The organism is Pseudomonas sp. (assembly GCF_030690725.1).
Lineage (GTDB): Bacteria > Pseudomonadota > Gammaproteobacteria > Pseudomonadales > Pseudomonadaceae > Aquipseudomonas.
The window spans coordinates 203,837-225,724 of sequence record NZ_JAUYGD010000053.1; the positions used below are offsets into that span (position 1 = coordinate 203,837).

Genomic DNA, 21,888 nt, shown 5'->3' on the forward strand with positions numbered 1-21,888 from the left:
ACAACCCAAGGAGCCGCTGTGAGCAGTACAACCCCGCGCTACAAGGCGATTGAAGCGTTTCTGCTGGAGCGCATCCACAGCGGCGCTTACCCGGTCAATCATCAGATCCCGGCGGAAGAGCAGCTAGCGCGGGATTTTGGGGTCAGTCGGATGACCGCCAACAAGGCTATCCGCGATCTGGTGCAGAAGGGTTACCTGCAGCGCCAGGCCGGGCTGGGCACCTTTGTCACCGACCGCAAGGCCGAATCATCGCTGCATGAAGTGCTGAATATCGCCAGTGAAGTGCGCGGCCGTGGGCATGCCTACAGCAACGACATCATTCGCTGTGAAGCGCTGGCGGCGGATGATGAAGTGGCGCTGCGTCTGGGCCTGCGTCTGGGCGCGGAGGTGTTTCACAGCATCCTGGTGCACCGCGAGGATGGTGTGCCGATCCAGCTGGAAGACCGCTTCGTCAACCCGCGTTGGGTGCCGCATTACCTGGACAGTGATTTCTCTCGGCAGACGCCCAACGAGGTGCTGGTTAGCAGCTGCCCGATTTCCGATGTCGAGCATGTGGTCGAGGCGGTGCTGGTCGATCAGCAGGTGGCCGACTGGCTGGCTATCGAAGTGGCCGCGCCGTGCCTGAGCGTGATCCGCCGGACCTGGTCGGATGAGCATCTGATCAGCTACGCCCGGCTGATCCATCCGGGCGATCGCTATAAGATTCGCTCATCGCACAAGCCGCGCCGCTAAAACCGATCAGTTATTGATCTGCTGCTCGACCAGTTCGGGATTGTCGATAAAACGGTTGCGGGTGCCTTGCAGGCTGGCGACTTTGTCGTTGCGTGCTTTTTCCTCGGCATCCGGCGGGTCCATCTGGTGCCACTTCTTATACATCTGCACCTGGCCGACGATGGGCAGGTTGTACTCGACATGCATATAGAAGATCGCACGCGCCACATTGCCTTTGGCCTCGTCACGTGGCTCGACCAGCTGGAAACTGGTTTTCATGTCGCAGCCGATGTCGGCGAACTTGCTCGGCACGCTGTCATCCAGATCACCGAACTGCGCATTGCGCCGCACCAGCTCGACACGGGTTAGCGCCGGGTAGAGGTTGTGCAGGTCGGAGGCCATATAGACGTAGCGCGGGTTCATGATTCCGCACTGGCGGTCGGTGACGCAGCGCAGCGCGCTTTTCAGCTGTTTGCTGCTGTAGATCGCGCTGGCCTTGAGTTGGCCGCTTTCCTCGGTGAATTCTTTACCGCAGTACAGCGTGCTGCCGCCCTGGCCATAAAGCTGGCTCCAGAACAGTTGCACGGCGGCTTTGGGATCGGAAAGCTGGTTCTGCCCGTTGGCCAGGGTGGGTAGGCTGATGCTGGCTGCCAGGCAGCCGATGGCAAGAAACAATGAGCGCATGTGTGGCCCCAATGACCGCCGTTGACGGGGTCTGTTGTTTTTGTAAGACAAGATCGAGTCTAACAAGACCTGCGTCACAAAATAAAGCCAAGCGTTTGCTCGGTTTTGCTGGGAAAGGCGCTGTGTAAGCTATGGCTTACACAGCGTGCTGCAGATCGCCACTATGCCGGGAACCGGCCGACGACTAATCTGCTGCCCATGGACGTCGCGCAGGAAGCGCACTTTAGCAACAGGGATACGTGGGACAGCTGCCAGGATGGCAAGCAGATCAAGGATGTCAGCAAACAGTCTGCAAAGACCCCGCAATGCGGGGTTTTCTTTTTTATGCTCAGCGCATCCATGCGCTTCACCCCTCTGGGGCTTGCGCGCAAAAACGCTCCCGACGTTTTTGTGGCATTCGCCAAACCGCATAATCCTTACCGACCTACCGAAGCTATCGCGTGATCACGCTAAATACCGCGCTCGCCCGAGCAATACGCACCGACTCGACGACAAAGTAGCAATTGGCAAACGCCAGGCTTTTGCCGACCTTCTGCACATCGCTTTCGATGCTGATCCAGTCGCCAAGTTTGGCGGTGCCGGCGTAGTCGATGCTTAGGCTGCTGGTGACTATCGGCGTCGGTGGCTCCTGGGCGAAGGCGCTGTTATAGCCCAGGGCCACATCCGCCAGGCTGCTGAGTACGCCGCCATGCACCAGGCCGCGCGCATTGCAGTGTTTCTCCTCGGCGCGCAGGCCAATCACCAGGCCTTTATCGCTGCGCTGGTTGTAGATCGGCCCGAGCAAATCGAGAAAGGGGCTGCTGCGAAACAGCGGGGTAAAACCTGCCGGAACCATGTTCATCAGCGAAACCTCCTTTGCTCTGGGATATTCAGGCGGCCTGGCGCTGCGCCTGCAACTCGGCGAACCAGTTCAGCGTTTCATCCCACAGCGACTGCGCCGCCGGACGGAAGTAGCCCATATGGCCGATGGCACCGATGCTGGCGGCTGAGTCGATGGTGCGCGCCTGATAGGGCGCGGCGCTGTAAGCGGCCATAAAGGCATCGCGCGAGGCGGGCGGGGCCCACAGGTCGTCCAGGGCGTTGGCGGCAATGATTGGCGTGCTGACCTGAGCAAAGCGCTCGGCGAGATCGGGCATCTGCGGGTCTTCGAAGAAGTAGCGCGGGTAGCCGCACCAGCGCTTCCACTGTTTGTACACGCCCAGCGGCAAATCCTCGCCCATGCCCAGCTTGCTCCAGGCCAGGTAGCCCTTGTAGCGGGTCAGCAGCGGGCCGATCAGTCGCCACATGGTCAGCACGCGCAGTTGCTCGGCCTTGGGCATCCAGCCGTGCCAACCAGCACCAGTGCCAAAGGTGTAGAAACCCTGGACCTGATCATGGTTCGGCAGCAGACCGAAGGCATGCCCGCCAAAGGAGTGACCGACCATATACAGCGGCCGCTGCGGATGACGGTGCTGGTCGATGGCGGCCGCCAGGTCGAGGTGCGCCCAGTCCAGATAGTCCATGGCAAAGCCGCGCAGGCTGGTCGGTTTCGATTGGCCGATACCACGATAATCGAGGCTCAGGGTGCTGTAGCCGCGCTGCGCTGCGTACTCGGCAAAGCGTCGGTAGAAACCCTGAGGCACGCCGGTGGCGCCGGCAATCACCAGCTGCGCCACCGGCTCCGGGGCGTGATAAAGCGTGGCGGTCAGCGGATAACCGTCGAGTGCCGGCAGCTGCACGCTTTCGCTAAGAATGGCTGGGGTATTCATGGGCGGACTCCTCCCGGAAACTGTTCGCGGGTCAGGTTGAACAGGGCAGTGGCGGCGCGCTTGAGCGGCTCGCTGCTGCCGGCCACGCGGGCTTGCAGCAGCCCGCCTTCATACAGCGCGACAAACAGTGCGGCGAGGTTATCCGCCTGTTCGCTGGGGTAGCCGTAGGCATGCAGTTGCGCACTCAATGCCTGACGCACGGCGGTAAAACTGCGCTGCAGGGCGGCGCGAATCTCCACATCCTCAGGCCCGCTTTCCAGGGCGATGGTGGCCAGCGGGCAGCCACGCTCGAACTGGCTGCTCTCCAGCTGCTGCAGCGCGCCTTGCAACCAGTTGTGCAGCGCCTTGAGCGGGTCGGCTTGCTGAGCAAAAAGCTGGCTGAACAGGCCGTCGATATGCCGGCTGATATGCTCGATAGCCGCCACCGCCAGCTCGCTTTTGCCGCCAGGGAAGTGGTGATAGAGGCTGCCCTTGGGCGCGCCGGCAATTTCCAGCAGTTCACTCAGACCAACGCCGTGCAGCCCCTTGCGTTGCAGGGCATCGGCCATGGCGTGAATCAGTTTGTCGCGGGTCGAGGTCTTTTTCATGGGCTAAATATATAGACCGGTCGGTCTATTTTGCCAAGGGTTTTCTTCGTCATAGCCAGCCGATATGGCGCGGCATAAGTTGGCTTTGCTGTCGACGCACCTTCAGGCGTGCCGCGCAGAGTGCGCCGGTGAGCATTTCCTTTAGCGCTTTTCCGCTACCATCTGCTTCTCTCCCGCATGCGATAAGGATTTCCCTCATGTCCATCTCCACGCTGATTTTTCTGGCGGTTGTCGCCGCGCTGATCTTTTACGTGATTGGCATTTACAACCAGCTGGTGACCTTGCGTAACCGCTTTCAGAACGCCTTTGCGCAGATCGAAGTGCAGCTCAAGCGTCGCTATGACCTGATCCCCAATCTGGTGGAAACCGCCAAGGGCTATATGGCCCATGAGCGGGAAACCCTGGAAGCGGTGATTGCCGCGCGCAACAACGCGGTGACCGGGCTCAAGGCGGCAGCGGCGCAGCCGGGTAACGCGCAGAGCATGGCGCAACTGGGTGGCGCGGAAGGGCTGCTCAACAGCGCCCTGGGCCGGCTGAACGTCACGCTTGAGGCTTACCCGGACCTCAAGGCCTCGGCGAATATGCAGCAGCTCAGCGAAGAGTTGAGCAGCACCGAGAACAAGGTGGCCTTTGCCCGCCAGGCGTTCAACGATGCGGTGATGGCCTACAACACCTACAAGCAGGCATTCCCACCGGTGCTGCTGGCCGCCAGCTTTGGCCACGCCCAGGACGCCAGCCTGCTGGAGTTCGCCGACAGTGCGGCGATTCAGGAAGCGCCGAAGGTGTCGTTCTAAGTTAAGGGCTCGGCACGATGAACTTCTTCGAGCAACAGGACCGCGCCCGGCGTAACAGCGGGCGTCTGCTGATTCTGATGGCGCTGGCGGTGCTTAGCCTGATCAGCCTGACCAGTCTGGCGCTGGGGGCGATCTGGCAGCTATTCGGCAACGATCAGAACTCGCTGGGTCTGCTTGATGGCCCAGGCAGCCTGCTGCCCAGTTGGCCACTGGTGGGTTGTGTGGCGCTGGTGGTGATCGGCGTGGTGTTGCTGGGCAGTCTGTACAAGCAGCTGCAGCTGAGCCGTGGTGGCCAGGCGATTGCCGAGCGCCTGGGCGGACGCTTGATCAACCTGTCGCCACAGAACCTTGAAGAGCGCCGGCTGCTCAATGTGGTGGAGGAAATGGCCCTGGCCTCGGGCACCTCGGTGCCGCCGGTGTATGTGCTTGATGATGCCGGGATCAATGCCTTTGCCGCCGGTCTGACGCCGCAGGATGCGGTGATCGGGATTACCCGTGGGGCGATCTGTCAGCTCAGTCGTGATGAATTGCAGGGCGTGATCGCCCATGAGTTCAGCCATATCTTCCACGGCGATATGCGCCTCAACACGCGCCTGGTGTCGGTACTGCACGGCATTCTGCTGCTGGGCCTGATCGGCGGTTTTCTGCTGCGCAGCAGCGGGCGCAGTGGCCGCTCCAGCCGTAACAACTCGGTGGCGATCGTGCTCGCCATCGGCGTCACGCTGTGGGTGCTGGGTTATGCCGGGACCTTTTTCGGCAACCTGATCAAGGCCGCCGTAAGCCGCCAGCGCGAGTTTCTTGCCGATGCCTCGGCCGTGCAGTACACCCGCAACCCGGAGAGCATTGCCGGGGCCTTGAAGAAGATCGGCGGCAATCTGTATGGCTCACAACTGCAGGCCGGGCATGCCGCCGAGTTCAGCCATATGTATTTTGCCGCCGGCATCAGCCAGGCCCTGGAAGGCATGCTGGCTACCCATCCACCGCTAGATCAACGTATCCGCCGCATCACTCCGGGCTGGGATGGCCGCTACCCGCATGTGGCCGAGCTTAGCGCGGCAACGCCGGTGGCGGCAGCCAGCGATTCGACCGTGAATCTGTATGACCTGAGTGCCTTTGTCCCCGGCCTGAGCGCCGCAGCGGCGAGTGAGGCGATTGGCGCCATTGGCGACCCACAAGCCGCGCATCTGCTGGCCGCGCGCAGCACCCTGGCGCAGCTGGATCTGGCCCTGAGTGAGGCGGCGCACAGCTGCAGCGGCGCCCAGGCATTGCTTTACGGCCTGCTGCTCGACCCTGTCGAGACGCAAGCTGTGCAGCAATTACAGCTGTTGCAGCCGCGTATCGCCGCCGAGGTTGCCACGCAGCTTGAGCAGTTGCGTGAGCCGCTGCGCCAGCTGGCGCCGGGTATGCGTTTGTCGTTGCTGGATCTGGCCATGCCGGCCCTCAAGCAGTTGGCGGCCGATCAGTTCGCCGCGCTCAAGGCCAATCTGGCTCTGCTGATTCGTGCCGACGGCCGGGTCGCGCTGCTGGAATGGACGCTGCTGCGGATTGTCGAGCGCAATGTCGAAGGCGCACGTGCGCAGACCAGCCGCTACCAGCTGCAGGAGCTGGCCGCTGAGACTCGCGTGGTGCTGTCGCTGCTGGCCCGCGCCGGCGGGGTGGATGAGCCGGCCGCGCAGCTGGCTTTCCAGCATGCTGGCAGCGAGCTGGCGTTCCCGCTTGAGCAACTGCTGCCGGCCAGCGCCAGTGGCTTGGCGGCGCTGGAACCTGCGCTGCGCCGCCTGAGCCTGCTCTGGCCGTTGCAGAAACCGCAGCTGCTCAAGGCCATGGCGCGCTGCATCGAGCATGACGGCCAGATCAACCCCGCCGAGGCCGAGCTGATGCGCGCCGTGGCAGATATCCTCGATTGCCCGATGCCGCCCTTGCTCGCCGCACGTGGTTGACCGCCCGGCGGTGCGGCTTGACCCTGCGCCGCGGGCGGTAGACTGTAAAACGGCGGCGCACTGTCATGCCTTGGTCATCAAACCGGGCAATGCTGAACTGGCCAATAACAACCACCTTTAGGGCGTTCGCCCCTTCATTGCACTGCCTCCTGACCCCGTCACGCCGTTTTTAAGCGGCAAGGAGAGAGCCATGAACCTGTTGCAGCCCGTCACCGCTGGGTTGTTTGATCCGCAGCTACAGCTTGAGGCCGAGCCTGATGCACTTGAGGCAGATCGGCGCGGCGCTAGCATCCACGCGGAAATCATCCACACCATCGCCGCTATCGACCAACTGACTGCGCACTGGCAGCGGCCTCCTGAACCGCCGCAGTTGCGCTAAGCAGTCCCGCGCCAGGCAACATGGCTGTCGCCTGGCGCTTTATTTATCAGCCGCCGCAAAGGCCTGCAGCAAATCTTCGCTAAACGCCTGCTGGGCATCACTGGGGTGCTGGCCGCGATGGCTGGCCAAGTGAAACGGCACCTCAAAACTCAATGCTTCGGCCTGCAGGGCGCGTAAGCGGCCGCTGGCCAACCAGGGCGCGGCGATATGTTCGGGCAAATAACCGATATGCCGGCCAGAGAGGATAAACGCCAGGGTGCCGTCCACCTGTTCGGTCTGCGCCGAACTGGCCGCGCTCTGGAAAGGCTCGCGGGCTTGCACGAAACGGTAGGGATGATGCACCCGGTCGGCCTGCTGCAAGTCTTCCAGGCTGATCTGCGGGCGCTTGAACAGCGCATGCCGCTCCGCGCAAAACAGCACCTGGCGCTCACGAAACAGCGGCTGATAATCCAGCGCAGTCTGGTTGCCGGAGAAATAGCCGATGGCCAGATGCAGCTGGCCCTGTAACAGACGGCGTTCCAGCTCGGCGGGCATGGCGGTCAGCAGCTCAATCTGCACCGCCTGGTTGCGCCCGCGAAAGCGGCCAATGGCCTCGGCCACCTGTCCCAGCACGCTGGCCGCCAAACCCTCGGAGAGGCCGATACGCAGCTCACCCAGCAGTTTGTCGGCCATGCCCTGGGCTTCGCCCTTAAAGGTGTCGATGGCACTGAACAGTTTGCGCGTGGCGCTTAGCACCTGCTCACCTTTGGGCGTCAGGTGAAAGCCGCCCTTGCCGCGCTCGCACAGACGAAAACCCAGGCGGGTTTCCAGTTTGGCCATCTGCGTGCTGATGGTCGACTGACCAATCCCCAGCTCACCCTGGGCGGCGCTGAAACCGCCGCACTCCACCACGGTGACGAACAGACGCAGCAACTGCAGATCAAGGTCGCGTAACTGGCTGAGCATGCCGGCTCCAAACATTGCTGATGGTCGATGCGCCAGTAGATCACTTGGGTTTTCTTCGATGCAACTTGCCTAGCGAGTCATCTTCTTCACAAACACCACAACAAACAGCGCCATGGTAAAGCTGCCGGCGAATGCCTCGAAGGCCGCAATCGGCCGGGCCAGGCCGTGGGGGGTGATATCGCCGTAGCCGAGGGTGGTGAAGGTCACCACGCTGAAGTAAAGACAGTCGGCGAGGTCGTCCAGGTTGGCCAGCCAGCCACGTTCCAGGGCCAGCCCCAGAGGCTGGTCGGCGTGTTGTACGCCGACCAGAAAGTACAGCAGGCCGCAGAAAACGATCAGCGCGATGGAGAACAGCACGACGTTTAGCGGCTTTTCGCCGTAGCCGCTAAACAGGTCGACCAGCCAAGACAGCAGGCGTCTGCCGCCATAGCGCGGCAGTTGCCGGCGGCGCATAACCATCTCGCGGTGGAAGAACAGCCCGGCCTGCTCGAACAGCCCGGCCTTCTCCAGGTGCAGGCGCAGGTTGCGGTAGGTTTCCTCGGCCTCTTCAAAGCAACGCCGGGCTGCAGCGCTGTCGCCCAGGCGCTGGTGCGCGTGGCCCTGGCGCTCCTGGCGCAGACGGCGGTCCCAGATCACGTTGTCCAGGCGCGCGCCGTCCAGTTGCACGCCGAGCAGGTTGCAGTCGCGCAGGTCGCAGCAATGCAGGTTGGCGCCGCGCAGGTCAGCTTTCATCAGCGAGCTGCCGCGCAGATCGAGGCCAAACAGGTGGGCTTTCTGCAGGTCAGCGCGGTACAGGTCGCTGTCGCGCAGGTCGTAGCCGGTGCGCTGGTGGTGGTTGACCAGATCGATGCCGGCCAACTGGGCGTACTTGAGCTGAAAAGCGCGCATCGGCGCGCCGCTTTGCGCACGCTGGTGCAGGGCGGCGCACAGGCCATCGAGGCCGCGTTTGTCCTGATCAGCATCGAGCCAGAAGCGTTCATCGACCTGCAGCTCGCTCATAGCGCCGCTCTCCGTGGTGGTTTAGCAAGCCTAGTCGGCTGCTGGCGCTGCGAAAGGCTTGATCCGCTTACACATTGATAAATGGCAATGTCAGCGTGCGCCACTTCATATTTACCCGAAGCAAACCGCGCGGCAGGATGGCCTCAGCCCACTGGAAGTCGATGAGGTAGTTCGCCATGCGCCCGCTCATGCCCCTGTTACTGCTGTGCTGCGCCGTTGCTGCGCAGGCCGAAGAGAAGGCCCTGAACCTTTACAGCTGGTCCGCCTACCTGCCGGAGCAGGCGTTGCAGCGCTTCAAGGATGAAACCGGGATCACCGTCAAATACGACATCTTCGACAGCGCCGAAGCCCTGGACAGCAAACTGCTCACCGGCGGCAGCGGTTATGACGTCGTCTTCCCGGCCTCCAGCGGCCTGGCCCGGGCGATTCAGGCCAAGGCCGTGCAGCCGCTGGATCGCGCGCAGTTGCACAATCTGCACAACCTCGACGGCGAACTGCTGGGCAAACTTGCCAGTGCCGACCCCGGCAACCAGTACGGCCTGCCGTACACCTGGGGCACGGTCGGCGTGGGTTTCAACCTTCAGGCGCTCGAACAACGACTGCCCGGCGTGCCGCTGAACAGCCTGGATCTGTTGTTCAAGCCCGAGTACGCCAGCAAGCTCAAGGACTGCGGCATCGCGGTGATCGACTCGCCGCAGGAAGTGATCAGCATCGTCCTCAACTACCTGGGCAAAGACCCTTACAGCAGCGAGCGTGCCGATCTCGATGCGGTGGCGCAGCTGCTCGCCCAGCTGCAACCGAACCTGCGTTACGTCGGTGCCGGCCGGCATATCAATGACCTGGCCAAGGGCGAAATCTGTCTGGCGCTGACCTACAACGGCGACGCCTATATGGCCGCAGCCAACGCCGCTGAGGCCAAGCAGCCGTTCGAGGTGCAGTACCGCATCCCGCGTGAGGGCACTTTGCTGTGGTTCGACACCATGGCCATCCCTGCCGATGCGCCGCACCCCGAGGCTGCCCACGCCTTTATCGATTACATGCTGCGCCCCGAGGCCATCGCTGAGCTGACCAACAGCGTGTTCTTCGCCAACGCCAACCAGGCCGCCACGGCGCTGGTCGACCCGGCGATCAGCGGCGATGCCGATATCTACCCCGATGACGCAGTGCGCGCGCGGCTGTTTGCCGAGCAACTGCTGCCGCTGCGCCAACAGCGTGAGCGCACGCGCATCTGGACCACATTCCGCAGTCAGTATTGAGTACAAGGCAATGGAAGAATTTAACGGCAACGACCTGGCATTTACCCGCGACAGCCTCTACGGCACCTTCTCCGAGCCGACCTACGCCGGCGTCACCAGCTTTATGCGCCGGCGCTACAGCCGCGACTTGCAGGGCGTGGATCTGGTGGTTAGCGGCGTGCCTTTCGACACCGCCACCACCAACCGCCCCGGCACCCGCTTCGGCCCGCGAGCGATTCGCGCGGCCTCGATCACCAGCGCCTGGGAGCGGCATTACCCCTGGGAGTTCGACCCCTTCGATCACCTGGCAGTGATCGATTACGGCGACTGCAATTTTGATCACGCCCTGCCGCACAAGATTCCGGCGGCCATCGAGGCGCATGCCGAGCATATCGTGCAGGCCGGTTGCGCCATGCTCACCCTGGGCGGCGACCACTTCATCAGCTACCCGCTGCTCAAGGCCCATGCGCGCAAACACGGCGCGCTGTCGCTGGTGCACTTCGATGCGCACAGCGACACCTGGCCGGACAGCGATGATAGCGAGCAGGGCGTCAGCCACGGCACCATGTTCTATCACGCGGCCCGTGAAGGGCTGGTCGATCCATCGCGCTCGGTGCAGATCGGCCTGCGCACCACCAATGACGATGTGATGGGCTTTCAGGTGCTGGATGCGCGCCAAGTGCACCGCAGCACGCCGGAGCAGATCGCCGCGCAGATCCGTGCGCGGGTCGGCGACAACCCGGTGTACCTGACCTTCGATATCGACTGCCTCGACCCAGCCTTCGCCCCCGGCACCGGCACGCCGGTCTGTGGCGGCCTGAGCACGCATCAGGCGCTGGAAATTCTCCGTGGCCTGCGCGGCATCAACCTGGTCGGCATGGACGTGGTGGAAGTCTCGCCACCCTACGACAACGCCGAAGTCACCGCCCTGGCTGGCGCTACGGTGGCGATGGAGTTGGTGTGTTTGTATGCCGCGCGGCATAAGTTGGGCGAAAAGACGTAGGGTGGAAATCGCGGTTTATTTCCACCCTTGGCGTTCACCTAGGCTACCCATGGTGGACCGGTGAAGCTTGGTCCACCCTACGATTCTGACGGGCCCTGCGAAACCTGTAGGAGCGGCCTTGGCCGCGATTTTGCTTATTCACGTCGATTCGCGGGCAAGGACTAGGCGTCCCCCCCGCTCCTACAAGCACTGAGCATGTCGGCCAAAGCCAATTCAGGGATCGCCATAAAAAACGGGCCCAGCAGGCCCGTAAATTAACACTCAAGTTTTACTCGGCATTCAGCTGCTCGCTCAGGCCCATGGCTGCCGGCAGAAACAGCCGCGCATCCATCAGCTGCGGTGCACGCACGATGGGGGTGAAGTCCATGCGGTCGAGGATGTCGCGTTGGATATCCACCCCCGGTGCTACTTCGATCAGCTCCAGACCGTCCAGCGTCAGGCGCAGTACGCAGCGCTCGGTGACGTAGAGCACCGGCTGGCCGCGTTCGGCAGCTTGGTGGCCGGCGAAGGTACGGTGTTCCACCTCGGCGACAAACTTGCGCAGCTCGCCGTCCTTGATGATGCGCAGCTGGCCGTTCTCGATGCGGATATCCTGCGGCCCGGCGCTGAAGGTGCCGAGGAACACCACCTGCTTGGCGTTCTGGCTGATATTGATAAAGCCGCCGGCCCCGGCCAGGCGTGAGCCGAACTTGGACACGTTGAGGTTGCCCGCCGCATCGGCCTGGGCCAGGCCGAGGAAGGCGATGTCCAGGCCGCCGCCGTCATAGAAATCGAACTGATAAGGCTGGTCGAGCAGCGCGCTGTGGTTGCTCGCTGCGCCAAAATCCAGCCCCGAGGCGGGTATGCCGCCGATCACCCCGGGCTCGGCGGTCAGGGTCAGGCGTTCGATCACGCCTTCCTCGGCCGCAACCCCGGCCACACCTTCGGGCATGCCGATACCGAGGTTGACCACCGCACCGGCTTGCAGCTCCAGCGCCGCACGGCGGGCGATCAGTTTGCGTACATCCAGCGGCATGGCCTTGAGGCTGTCCATGGCGACGCGGGTTTCGCCGGCGAAGGCCGGGTTGTAGGCGGTGGCGAAGGTTTGCTGGTGATTGGCCGGCTCGGCCAGCACCACACAGTCCACCAGAATCCCCGGGATTTTCACCTCGCGGGCATTTAGCGAACCGCGTTCGACGATGCGCTCAACCTGGGCGATCACCAGCCCGCCCGAGTTGCGCGCGGCCATGGCGATGGCCAGGCTCTCGATGGTCAGCGCCTCGCGCTCGAAACTCAGGTTGCCGTCGGCATCGCTGCTGGTGGCACGCACCACCGCCACGTTAATCGGGAAGGTCGGGTAGAACAGGTAATCCTCGCCGTCGATCGGCATCAGCCGCACCAGCTCGGTGGTGGTACACGCATTGAGCTTGCCGCCGCCGTGGCGCGGGTCAACGTAGGTGCCCAAACCAACCCGCGACAGCTGCCCCGGCTTGCCGGCGGCGATATCGCGAAACAGCTGGGAGATCACTCCCTGCGGCAGGTTGTAGGCCTCGATGCGGTTGTCCACTGCCAGCTTCTGCAGCCCCGGCACCAGGCCCCAGTGGCCGCCGATCACCCGGCGCACCAGGCCTTCATGGGCCAGGTGATTAAGGCCACGACCCTTGCCATCGCCTTGGCCGGCGGCATACACCAGGGTCAGGTCGCGTGGAGCCTGTTCAGCAAGAAAGCGCTGCTCCAGGGCAATGGCGATTTCCTCTGCGAAACCGATGCCGACAAAGCCGCCGGTGGCCAGATTGGCGTTATCCGGAATGCGCGCCACAGCAGCGGCGGCGGTGATGATCTTGCTCATAGCGGGTACTCGAAAGCGAAAGGGGATCTCGACCGTAGGAGCGGGCCATGCCCGCGATAGCGGTTCGCGGGCATGGCCCGCTCCTACGGGTGTCGTGACTTAGAAACTGCCAAACAGGGTGCCGAGCGTGATGACCACCACCAGCGCCACCATCGGGAAGGCCACGGTGTTAACGAAGATAAATTTGTACGACTCGCGGTGCGTCAGCTTGCAGATCGCCAGCAGCGAGATCACCGCGCCGTTGTGCGGCAGGGTGTCCATGCAGCCGGAGGCCATGGCGGCGACGCGGTGCAGCAGCTCAGGGCTGATGCCGGCGGCGTTGGCCAGGGTCAGGTACTGCTCGCCGAGGGTCTTCAGCGCAATCGACATACCGCCAGACGCTGAACCGGTGATGCCGGCGAGGATATTCACCGCTACAGCTTCGGAGATCAGCGGGTTATCGGAGACGCCGAGCACCAGGTCGCGAATGATCACAAAACCGGCCAACGAGGCGATCACCGTGCCGTAACCCACTTCGGCAGCGGTGTTGAGGATTGGCAGCATGGAGCCGAAGGCGCCGTCGTTGACGCTTTTCTTCAGATCCATCCAGCGCTTCCAGTGCATGGCGATCAACAGCAGGATGGCCGCGCTCAGGGCGACGATGATCGACCAGATACCGATCAGCGATTTGGCGTCCTGCAGGCCGCCGAACTCCGGTTTGGCCAGGTAGCTGGTGTCGAGGCTCGGCAGAATCTGCTTGGCCATCAGGAAGTTCAGGCCTATCACCACAAAGATCGGCAGCAGTGCCAGCCAGAAACCAGGAATATTGCGGTTGTCTTCTGCCACTGGGTCGTCGCGGTGCTCGCCGTAGCCTTCACCGGCAGCCATCAACTTGCGCGATTGTGCGGTAAGCCACCAGCTACCGAGGCCGAACATGATCAGCCCGGCAATCACACCCAGACCTGGCGCTGCAAAGGCGTCGGTGCCGAAGAAGGGATTGGGAATGGCGTTCTGGATTGCCGGCGTGCCGGGCAGTGCGGTCATGGTGAAGGTGAACGAGCCGAGGGCGATGGCCCCGGGGATCAGCCGCTTGGGAATGCCCGCTTCACGGAACAACGCCGCGCCAATCGGGTACACGGCAAAGGCCACGACAAACAGCGACACACCGCCGTAGGTGAGGATGCCGCACGCCAGCACGATGGCCAGAATTGCTCGCTCACTGCCGACCTTGGCAACGATGCCGTGGGCGATGGCGCGGGCTGAGCCCGAGTCGTCCATCAACTTGCCGAACAGCGCGCCGAGCAAGAACAGCGGGAAGAACTGGATCACGTAGCCGCCCATGGCCTTCATAAACACCTGGGTGTAGGTGGGCAGCAGCAGGCCGATATCGCCGGCGAACAGCAACGCCAGCAATGCGAGCAGCGGGGCGAGGATCAGCACGTTGATGCCGCGGTAGGCGAGGTACATCAACAATGCGAGGGAAATCAGAATACCGAGGGTACCCATGGCTGGTTCCTTTTGTTGTTGTTTTAAGCACCGCTCTGTGGCGACGCTGATGAGCTTGCTCGTGAAGTCAGGCAGCGAGGCAAAGCGTTGAGCAGACTAGAGCGAAAGCTGTGCCAGACAGGGCTACGACTTTGGTCTAGGTGGGTGAAAGGCTTGTGGTTGATGGGTTGCGTGGGGTTTCAGGCGATTTGGTGGGGTTGCCGGGGGAGGAGGGCGTGTCTGTTTTTTTGGAATAAGTCCATAAATTTGGATGGCTAGATGGGGTGTAAATCCAGAAATCTGGATTTTCGCCTTTGTAGGAGCGGGCCATGCCCGCGAATCGGGGTAACAAAGCATCGCGGGCATGGCCCGCTCCTACAGATAGCTACGTTCGTGGGAGGGGCTTTAGCCGCGACAACAGCGGTTAAAAGCTCGCCGCTAAAGCGGAATGCCGCCCAGCGCCTCCCACAGCACACGCACGGCTGGCTTTGCTTGTGTAGGAGCGGGGGGGACGCCTAGTTCCTTGCCCGCGATCTCTTGCTGACTCAAAAACATCGCGGGCATGGCCCGCTCCTACAGGAAACTGCGTGCGTACATTCGGGCTGCGAGTTGCGCCAGGCTCAATCGTGCTTACCCAGCCCATGCAGCGCGAGCTTGGCATACAGCCCGGCGCGGGAAATGCCCAGGCGTTCCGCCGCCTGTTGGCGGTTGCCGGCCGTGGCTTGCAGGGCTTCGACCAGGGCCTGGCGTTCGGCCTGCGCCAGTTGCTCTGCCAGGGTTTGCGCCCCTGTGGCAGCTGGCTGCAGCGCAATGCTGTGTGCTGCGGGCGTTACCGGATCAACCAACAACGCCCGCACAGTCTGCGCATCCAGACGCCCGTCGACATCCAATTGCGCGCGTTCCAGCAGGTTGCGCAGCTCGCGCACATTACCGCGCCAGGGCTGCGCGCTGAGCAGGGCGAGGGCGTCGTCGCTGACTTCCAGCGGGGCCTGGGTGGAGCGATTGGCGATATCGTCGAGCAGATGCTCCAGCAGCGCTGGAATATCTTCGCGACGCTCGCGCAGTGGCGGCACGCGCAGGGCCAGCACGTTAAGGCGGTAGTAGAGGTCGTCGCGGAACTGCCCGGCGGCGACCTTGGCTTCCAGGTCGATATGCGTGGCGGCGATCACTCGCACATTCAGCGGTTTGACCTGATTGGAGCCCAGCGGCTCGACCTCCTGCTCCTGCAAGACGCGCAGCAGTTTGGCCTGTAGCGGCAGCGGCAGGTCGCCGATTTCATCGAGGAATAGCGTGCCGCCGTTAGCCACCTCGAACTTGCCGATGCGTGCCTTGCGATCCGCACCGGTAAAGGCGCCGGGCGCGGTGCCGAACAGCTCGGCCTCGACCAGGGTTTCCGGAATGGCCGCCACGTTGACCGCGACAAACGGGCCGTTGGCCCGTGGCGACAGGTTGTGGATGCCCTGGGCCAGCAGCTCCTTGCCGGTGCCGGTTTCGCCGCGCAACAGCACCGTGGCGTCCAGTTGCGCGGCGCGGCGGGCCTGGCGTTTGACTTCGCTGGCTGCGCTGCTGGCGCCGATAAACCCAGCAATGGTGTAACGCGCACGGCGCGCCTTGGCCAATTCGTGCTGGGTGGCGACCAGCTGGCTCTGCAGGGTGTTGAACTTGGCCATCAGCGGCTTGAGGTGGCGGGCGCGGTCGAACAGTACAAAGCCCAGCGCGCCGACCAGGGTGCCGTCCTCATCGCGCAACGGAATACGGGTGACCACGAAATGCTCGCTGCCGAAGGCCATCAGGTCGAGCATGCTTGGCTGGCCACTTTCCACCACTTCGCGCAGGCGGCTGGCCGGCAGCACTTCTTCGATCTCCTTGCCGAGCACACTGCGTGGGTCGCTGATGCCGACCTTCTCGGCGTACTTGTCGTTGATCCAGACGATGCGCGCCTGGCGGTTGACCGCGATGGTGCCCTCGCATTGCGCGTTCAAATGGTCGAACAGCAATGGCATGGCCACGGCGCGGAAACGCTCGGGCGAAACGCCGATGATCAGGCCGTGTTGGTCGAGGTCGTCGCGGGCAATGGCCATGGGCGCAGTACATCCAGAATCAGGTGCGGCCGATTATGGGTGGCGCTGCGCGCAGGGGGCAACCGGCGGGCGCTATGCACGCAGCCGGCATACGGTTGATAAAAGCATCGCGGGCATGGCCCGCCACAACAGCTAAGCCCGTCGCGCACAGTCTGTGGGAGGCGCTTTAGCGGCGAGCTTGTAACCTCTGTTATCGCGGCTAAAGCCCCTCCCACGAACGTAGCTACCTTTTAGGAGCGGGCCATGCCCGCGATAAACCCAGTTACTGCGCCTGCAACAAGTAATGCCGCTTCTTGCCCAGGCTTAGCCGTCGGCCCAGTTGCCAGGCCTGCAGCGGCTGGTCCGGGTTGCTCTGCCGTTCGCCATCCAGCAGCAAGCCGCCACCGCTCGCCAGGCGGCGTACTGCGCTGCGTGAGGGCTGCAAGTTATGGCGCAGCAGCAGATCAGTCAGGCTTAGGCCGCCAGCCAGGTCATCAGTGCTGACGCTTAGCTGCGGCAACTCAGCATCCGTTTCCTGCGCGCTAAACAGCGCCAGGGCGGTGGCTGCGGCGTCGTGCGCGGCCTGTTCACCGTGGGCCAGGGCGGTGGCGGCGTTGGCCAGGATGATCTTCGCCTGGTTTAGCTCGGCACCTGCGAGGGCGCTCAAACGCGCCACCTCATCCAGCGGCAGTTCGCTGAACAGGGCGAGAAAGCGCCCCACATCGGCGTCGTCGCAATTGCGCCAGAACTGCCAGAAGTCGTACGGCGATAGCTTGTCGCCATTCAGCCACACCGCACCGCTGGCGGACTTGCCCATCTTGCGCCCGTCGCGGGTGGTCAGCAGCGGCATGGTCAGGCCGAACAGCGGCTGGCAACCTTGGCGCCGGCCCAGCTCCACGCCATTGATGATATTGGCCCACTGGTCGGCGCCGCCCAGTTGCAGGGTGCAATTGTGTCGGCGCGCCAGCTCGGTGAAGTCATGGGCCTGCAGCAGGGTGTAGCCGAATTCCTGAAAACTCAGCGAATGCTCACGCTCCAGGCGGTTACGCACCGCATCGAAGGTCAGCAGGCGGTTGATGGAGAAGTGCCGGCCGACCTGATCGAGAAACTGCAGGTAGCCGATGCCGTCCAGCCAGTCGGCGTTATCCACCACCAGGCCGTCGCTGGGGCCATCACCCAGTTGGATGTAGCGGGCAAAGCAGCCGGTAATCCCGGCGATGTTGTGCTGGATCTGCGCTTCCGTCAGCAGCGGCCGGCTACTGTCGCGAAAGCTCGGGTCGCCAATGCGCGTGGTGGCGCCGCCGATCAGCAGGATTGGCTTATGCCCCGCGCGTTGCAGGTGGCGCATCAGCATCAGCGCCTGCAAATGGCCAACGTGCAGGCTGTCCGCCGTGGCATCGAAACCGAGGTAAAAGGTGATCGGGCCCTGGCTGAGCGCCAGGCGCAGGCCATCGAGGTCGGTGCTCTGGTGGATAAAACCACGGGCATCAAGCTGGTCGAGCAGATCAAGGGTGTTACGGGGCATAAGTGTCTCCTGGTTAAGGCAAAGGCCTGAGGAGACTGGAGTGAGGGAGTGCTATCCGGGCCGCCTCAGGCGGATCGGACATGCAACAACGCATCTACCGCCTGGTGAGAGGGGGCAGGGCGTAATAGAACGCGGAAATTGGGCAGATGTGCTTGTGCATGGGGCAGCACTTTAAGGGCTGTGGCGGGCAAGTCAACCGCCCGTGGTCGGCGGCTTGCGCGCAGCCTGGCTGGTCAAGGCCCTGGCAGTTGAGGCACAGTGAGCCATCAAACCGCCATCTATGCAGCGCCGGGCCATGTTTTTTCGACCGCGAACCAAACCGGGCAATGACAACAGTGCTGCCGTCGACGACCTGCAGGATGTCGGCCAGCGCTCGTTGATCCGCATGATCTTTGCCACCACCGGGCTGACCCTCGGGGTGTTCTGCGTGCTGCAATTTATGGCCGGCAACTACCTGTTTGCCAGCTTTGAACTGCTGGCCACCGGCGTGCTGCTGTGGGGCGCCTGGCGCATCGTCAAGGTGCGCAACTTGCTGCCGTGGATCTACCTCTACCTGCTGCCGACCTTCAGCTTTCTGCTGTACATCATCGTTATTCCCAATGCCTCGAAAACCGCCTTCGTCTGGGTCTACAGCATCCCCGTGCTGTCCTACCTGCTGCTGGGGCGCAAGCGCGGCAGCCTACTGTCGCTGCCCTTTGTGATCGGCGCCTGCCTGCTGTACCTGTACACCTACCCGATCCAGCTGGATGCGCAAAGCCTGATCGATCTGGGTAACGCGGTGTTCTGCGGGGTGATGATCATCATCTTCGTGCACCTCTACGAAACCCGCCGCGCCACCGCTCATCAGCAGTTGCAGCACATGGCGCGCACCGACGCGCTGACCGGCGTGGCCAGCCGTGGCAGCTTCCAGCAGAGCCTGGAACAGAGCATCCGCGAGGCGCAGCGCAGCCAGGCCAAGCTGGTGCTGGTGGTGCTGGATATCGACTATTTCAAGGCGGTAAATGACCAGTACGGCCACGATGCCGGCGACCAGGCCCTGCGCTATATCTGCAACAGCCTTAGCCAGCGCCTGCGCGCCACCGACACCCTCGGCCGCCTGGGTGGCGAAGAGTTCGGCCTGCTGCTGCGCAACACCGATGGCCAGGGCGCCGAACCGCTGGTGGAAAGCCTGCGCGCGCAGCTGTGCAGCCAGCCGATGCGTTACGGTGATGAGGAGATTGCCCTGTCGGCCACCTTCGGCCTGGCCGAATGGCCCGTCGACGGCAGCACCGCCGAACAGCTGTACCGCTGTGCCGATCAGCGCCTGTATCGCGGCAAGGAGCTGGGCCGCAATCGCCTGGTGGGGCGCGGCAGTTCGCAGGATCAACAGCGCGGCGAATAAGCCCGGCCAACGCCGCGCGCAATCGCGCAGAACGCCCCTGTTGCGCCGTCTACACTCAACTCGGCTTATCGATAAACCGCTGCGTTGGCATGCCCCCGGGCGACCTCCTTGGCGCTGCAATTGGTCACTCAGGGACTTTTCATGACCGTCCTTTCCGCCTTTCTCAAGCAGGTCATCAAGCTCTGGCATTCGCCCGATCTGGCGCTGATCGGGCAGCGCCGCGAACGGCGCATGCGCATGCTCGCCAGCCTGGTATTGCTGCTGGTCGGCAGCCTCTGGGGCATCTTCTTCAGCCTGCGCGGCGAGTGGGGCATCGTGATGATGGACCTGCTGATGATCCTCTGCGGCCTGGGCGTATTTATCCTCACCCTGCGCAACCGCGTGCGCCTGGCCAATCTGCTGCTGTTCGGCGTGATCATCCTGGTGATCGTCGGCACCACCTTGTTGATGGACCCGCACACCGCCGCCGCGCCGCGCGCGACCCACCTGTATCTGCTGCCGATTGCCGTGGCGGCGCTGATGGCCTTTCGCGATGAACGCCTGTGGCTGCGCTACGGCGTTGCACTGTTCTGCCTCGGTTTGTTTACCGTGCTGGCCTCCTCATCCTGGAGCCCAACCAGCGCCTACCACCTGCCGGATGACGTGCGCATGGCCGGCTCCTGGGTGCAGAGCGTGGCGGCCATGCTGATGCTGTTTGCCCTGCTGCATATTCTGCAAAGCGACGCCGCCGAACGCTCGATGCTCGACCGCGACCTGCATGCCGCGCTGCGTGAGCAACAGTTTGTGTTGCACTACCAGGCGCAACTGAACAGCAGCGGCACAGTCACCGGCGCCGAAGTGCTGATCCGCTGGCAACACCCGCAACGCGGGCTGGTGCCGCCCGCCGAGTTTATCGGCCATGCCGAGAAAACCGGGCTGATTATCCCGATTGGCCAATGGGTGCTGGAGCAGGCTTTTACCCAACTGCGCGCCTGGAAGGACGACCCGCTGTACCGCGACATCAGCCTGGCGGTGAATATCAGCCAGAAGCAGTTTCGCCAGGCCAGCTTCGTCACCGATATGCTTGGGCTGATCGAAACCTACGGCATCGACGCACGCCGGCTCGAACTGGAACTGACCGAAACCCTGATCGTCCACGACATCGACGACCTGATGCGCAAAATGGCCGTACTGGTCGAGCGCGGCGTGCGCTTCTCCCTGGATGACTTTGGCACCGGCTTCTCCTCCCTCAGCCACCTCAAACGCCTGCCCCTCAACACCCTGAAAATCGACCGCTCCTTTGTCAGCGACCTGCTTACCGATGCCAACAGCCAAGCCATCGTGCGCACCGTAATCGCCCTGGCGCAAAGCATGGGCATGACCGTGATAGCCGAAGGCGTGGAAACCCATGCGCAACAGCAGTTTTTGCTCGATAACGGTTGTGTGCAGTTTCAGGGTTACCTGTTTAGCAAACCGCTGCCGCTGCAGGCGTTTACTGCGTTTGTGGAAAGGCAGAATGGGTGAGGGCGAGAAATGGAAAAGCTGCGTAATGCGCTAAGCCGCTTCACTTAAGCAGCGGGTGGCCGCGATCATCCCCTCGCCCCTCCGGGGAGAGGGTTAGGGAGAGGGGAAAATCTCCAAATTGGCGGTGTTTTAAGCCTATCCCCCCAATTAGTAGGGTGGGTTAGCCGCATATGGCGATTGCCAGGCATCAGCCCACTCGGCATGCGGCGTAACCCACCATCGGCGCAACGCTCTCTAAGAGCTGGTGGGTTACGCGCCGCACCAGTGTCTCAGGTGGCTTTTCGGGCGGTGTTGGCGACGCTAACCCACCCTACTCAGCTAACGGTCTATATCCAGTCTTTTTCTAATTGAATCCCAGTCTGACGAGAGTGCTGGATTCACCTTCTTGAAGGCCCTAGAGGATAGCTGTATTGAAGCGCTAGTCTTGGAAGTTTCATAAAACACTAGGTACTCCATTATTGCGCACTCAAATTTAGTGCCGGCTACCTTATTAAGAAATAACTTATAAGTCTGCTCGTAAGTTCTTTCACATCTTGAGTGTAGCCATGCTAGCCTGATAAATTTTGCCATAACTTGCTCTGCAAATAGGACTTGGGAAGCAACAAGAACTATGCTGTAGTCCACATCCCTGCTGAACGCTATGCTAAGCCAAATCGCTAAATAAATTACATACCTAATCGTCATGCCCTTAAGCATTTTTGAGGTGATTTCTTTGCTGAATAAGCTGTTTTCAAGTAGTTGCGCGCCAATCCTTCTAGCTCGAGTTCCTGCATTGTTGTTGTAGTATGCGTCCGATGTATTGCATGTTAAGTCAAATCCATAAGCGTGACTTAAAAAATCTTTTATTCTCTCATCCTCAGCGCGCGGGAAATAATATAGTTTTACCACTAGCCCGCTAATGAAGACCGCAGTGACGGCTATCGCAAAAGCAGTATTGATGGCGACATATGATGCGGGGTAATTGGCCTTGTCTACATAAAGAGACAATATGGAAAGTATGGCGCCGAAAAAAAATGCCAGATCTGAAAATAAGCTGGCTCGGGCAAGTGGAATGTAAAATTTAATATTTACAGGGTCGGATTTTGACATGTCTTCCTCTGGG

General features: G+C 62.2%; 20 protein-coding genes. 9 read left to right on the forward strand and 11 right to left on the reverse strand.

Annotated elements, in window-relative coordinates:
• The first annotated feature begins 18 nt into the window (after window positions 1–18).
• The gene (gene hutC / locus Q8O69_RS13570) at window positions 19–732 is read left to right on the forward strand and encodes a histidine utilization repressor (RefSeq protein WP_305592843.1); all 714 of its coding nucleotides are present in this window, start codon (window positions 19–21) and stop codon (window positions 730–732) included.
• Between the two features lie 6 nt (window positions 733–738).
• On the opposite strand, the gene Q8O69_RS13575 is transcribed toward hutC, so the two are convergent.
• Window positions 739–1,395 carry an endonuclease I family protein gene (locus Q8O69_RS13575; protein WP_305592844.1) on the reverse strand — a complete coding sequence of 219 codons (657 nt, stop codon included), beginning with the start codon at window positions 1,393–1,395 and terminating at the stop codon, window positions 739–741.
• Window positions 1,396–1,593: 198 nt separating this feature from the next.
• Between Q8O69_RS13575 and Q8O69_RS13580 the strand changes: the two genes are divergently transcribed.
• A complete protein-coding gene (locus tag Q8O69_RS13580; protein ID WP_305592845.1) occupies window positions 1,594–1,839 on the forward strand; it encodes a hypothetical protein in 246 nt (81 codons plus the stop codon).
• Here the strand turns inward: Q8O69_RS13580 and Q8O69_RS13585 are convergent.
• Genes Q8O69_RS13585 through Q8O69_RS13595 form a run of 3 tightly spaced genes read right to left on the reverse strand, consistent with a single transcriptional unit; the run spans window position 1,829 to window position 3,730 of the window.
• Entirely contained in the window at window positions 1,829–2,236 is a 408-nt protein-coding gene (locus Q8O69_RS13585) for a PaaI family thioesterase (RefSeq protein ID WP_305592846.1), read from the reverse strand. The two genes, Q8O69_RS13580 and Q8O69_RS13585, sit on opposite strands and share 11 nt — an antisense overlap.
• Before the next feature lie 28 nt (window positions 2,237–2,264).
• Window positions 2,265–3,143 (reverse strand): alpha/beta fold hydrolase, encoded by an 879-nt coding sequence (locus Q8O69_RS13590; RefSeq protein WP_305592847.1) that lies wholly within the window; start codon window positions 3,141–3,143, stop codon window positions 2,265–2,267.
• Window positions 3,140–3,730, reverse strand: a complete 591-nt coding sequence (locus Q8O69_RS13595; RefSeq protein WP_305592848.1) for a TetR/AcrR family transcriptional regulator — start codon at window positions 3,728–3,730, stop codon at window positions 3,140–3,142. The genes Q8O69_RS13590 and Q8O69_RS13595 overlap by 4 nt, the downstream gene beginning before the upstream one ends.
• Before the next feature lie 197 nt (window positions 3,731–3,927).
• On the opposite strand from Q8O69_RS13595, the gene Q8O69_RS13600 reads away from it, so the two are divergent.
• The 3 genes from Q8O69_RS13600 (at window position 3,928) to Q8O69_RS13610 (ending at window position 6,843) form a co-directional block, all read left to right on the forward strand.
• Window positions 3,928–4,524 (forward strand): LemA family protein, encoded by a 597-nt coding sequence (locus Q8O69_RS13600; RefSeq protein ID WP_160014708.1) that lies wholly within the window; start codon window positions 3,928–3,930, stop codon window positions 4,522–4,524.
• A gap of 17 nt (window positions 4,525–4,541) precedes the next feature.
• Entirely contained in the window at window positions 4,542–6,464 is a 1,923-nt protein-coding gene (locus tag Q8O69_RS13605) for a M48 family metallopeptidase (RefSeq protein ID WP_305592849.1), read from the forward strand.
• A 190-nt stretch (window positions 6,465–6,654) separates the two neighbouring features.
• Entirely contained in the window at window positions 6,655–6,843 is a 189-nt protein-coding gene (locus Q8O69_RS13610) for a hypothetical protein (protein ID WP_305592850.1), read from the forward strand.
• Window positions 6,844–6,882: 39 nt separating this feature from the next.
• Here Q8O69_RS13610 and Q8O69_RS13615 read toward each other — a convergent pair whose 3' ends face one another.
• A complete protein-coding gene (locus Q8O69_RS13615) occupies window positions 6,883–7,788 on the reverse strand; it encodes a LysR family transcriptional regulator (RefSeq protein WP_305592851.1) in 906 nt (301 codons plus the stop codon).
• 69 nt (window positions 7,789–7,857) lie between these two features.
• On the reverse strand, window positions 7,858–8,787 hold the full coding sequence (locus Q8O69_RS13620; protein WP_305592852.1) for an ion channel: 930 nt from the start codon (window positions 8,785–8,787) through the stop codon (window positions 7,858–7,860).
• A 176-nt stretch (window positions 8,788–8,963) separates the two neighbouring features.
• Here Q8O69_RS13620 and Q8O69_RS13625 point away from each other — a divergent pair, with 176 nt between their 5' ends.
• A complete protein-coding gene (locus Q8O69_RS13625; RefSeq protein WP_305592853.1) occupies window positions 8,964–10,043 on the forward strand; it encodes an extracellular solute-binding protein in 1,080 nt (359 codons plus the stop codon).
• A gap of 10 nt (window positions 10,044–10,053) precedes the next feature.
• Window positions 10,054–11,025: an agmatinase gene (gene speB / locus Q8O69_RS13630; RefSeq protein WP_305592854.1), complete on the forward strand. Its 972-nt coding sequence runs from the start codon at window positions 10,054–10,056 to the stop codon at window positions 11,023–11,025.
• A 268-nt stretch (window positions 11,026–11,293) separates the two neighbouring features.
• Here speB and Q8O69_RS13635 read toward each other — a convergent pair whose 3' ends face one another.
• The 4 genes from Q8O69_RS13635 to tyrS all read right to left on the reverse strand — a co-directional run bounded on the left by Q8O69_RS13635 (window position 11,294) and on the right by tyrS (window position 17,902).
• Window positions 11,294–12,853 (reverse strand): acyl CoA:acetate/3-ketoacid CoA transferase, encoded by a 1,560-nt coding sequence (locus tag Q8O69_RS13635; RefSeq protein ID WP_305592855.1) that lies wholly within the window; start codon window positions 12,851–12,853, stop codon window positions 11,294–11,296.
• 99 nt (window positions 12,854–12,952) lie between these two features.
• The gene (locus tag Q8O69_RS13640) at window positions 12,953–14,338 is read right to left on the reverse strand and encodes a GntP family permease (protein WP_305592856.1); all 1,386 of its coding nucleotides are present in this window, start codon (window positions 14,336–14,338) and stop codon (window positions 12,953–12,955) included.
• Window positions 14,339–14,937: 599 nt separating this feature from the next.
• Window positions 14,938–16,398, reverse strand: a complete 1,461-nt coding sequence (locus Q8O69_RS13645; RefSeq protein ID WP_305592857.1) for a sigma-54-dependent Fis family transcriptional regulator — start codon at window positions 16,396–16,398, stop codon at window positions 14,938–14,940.
• Window positions 16,399–16,660: 262 nt separating this feature from the next.
• Entirely contained in the window at window positions 16,661–17,902 is a 1,242-nt protein-coding gene (gene tyrS / locus Q8O69_RS13650) for a tyrosine--tRNA ligase (protein WP_305592858.1), read from the reverse strand.
• A gap of 295 nt (window positions 17,903–18,197) precedes the next feature.
• Between tyrS and Q8O69_RS13655 the strand changes: the two genes are divergently transcribed.
• On the forward strand, window positions 18,198–19,283 hold the full coding sequence (locus Q8O69_RS13655; protein WP_305592859.1) for a GGDEF domain-containing protein: 1,086 nt from the start codon (window positions 18,198–18,200) through the stop codon (window positions 19,281–19,283).
• Between the two features lie 141 nt (window positions 19,284–19,424).
• Window positions 19,425–20,786, forward strand: a complete 1,362-nt coding sequence (locus tag Q8O69_RS13660) for a bifunctional diguanylate cyclase/phosphodiesterase (RefSeq protein WP_305592860.1) — start codon at window positions 19,425–19,427, stop codon at window positions 20,784–20,786.
• Between the two features lie 318 nt (window positions 20,787–21,104).
• On the opposite strand, the gene Q8O69_RS13665 is transcribed toward Q8O69_RS13660, so the two are convergent.
• Window positions 21,105–21,875 (reverse strand): hypothetical protein, encoded by a 771-nt coding sequence (locus Q8O69_RS13665; protein WP_305592861.1) that lies wholly within the window; start codon window positions 21,873–21,875, stop codon window positions 21,105–21,107.
• Window positions 21,876–21,888 lie beyond the last annotated feature (13 nt).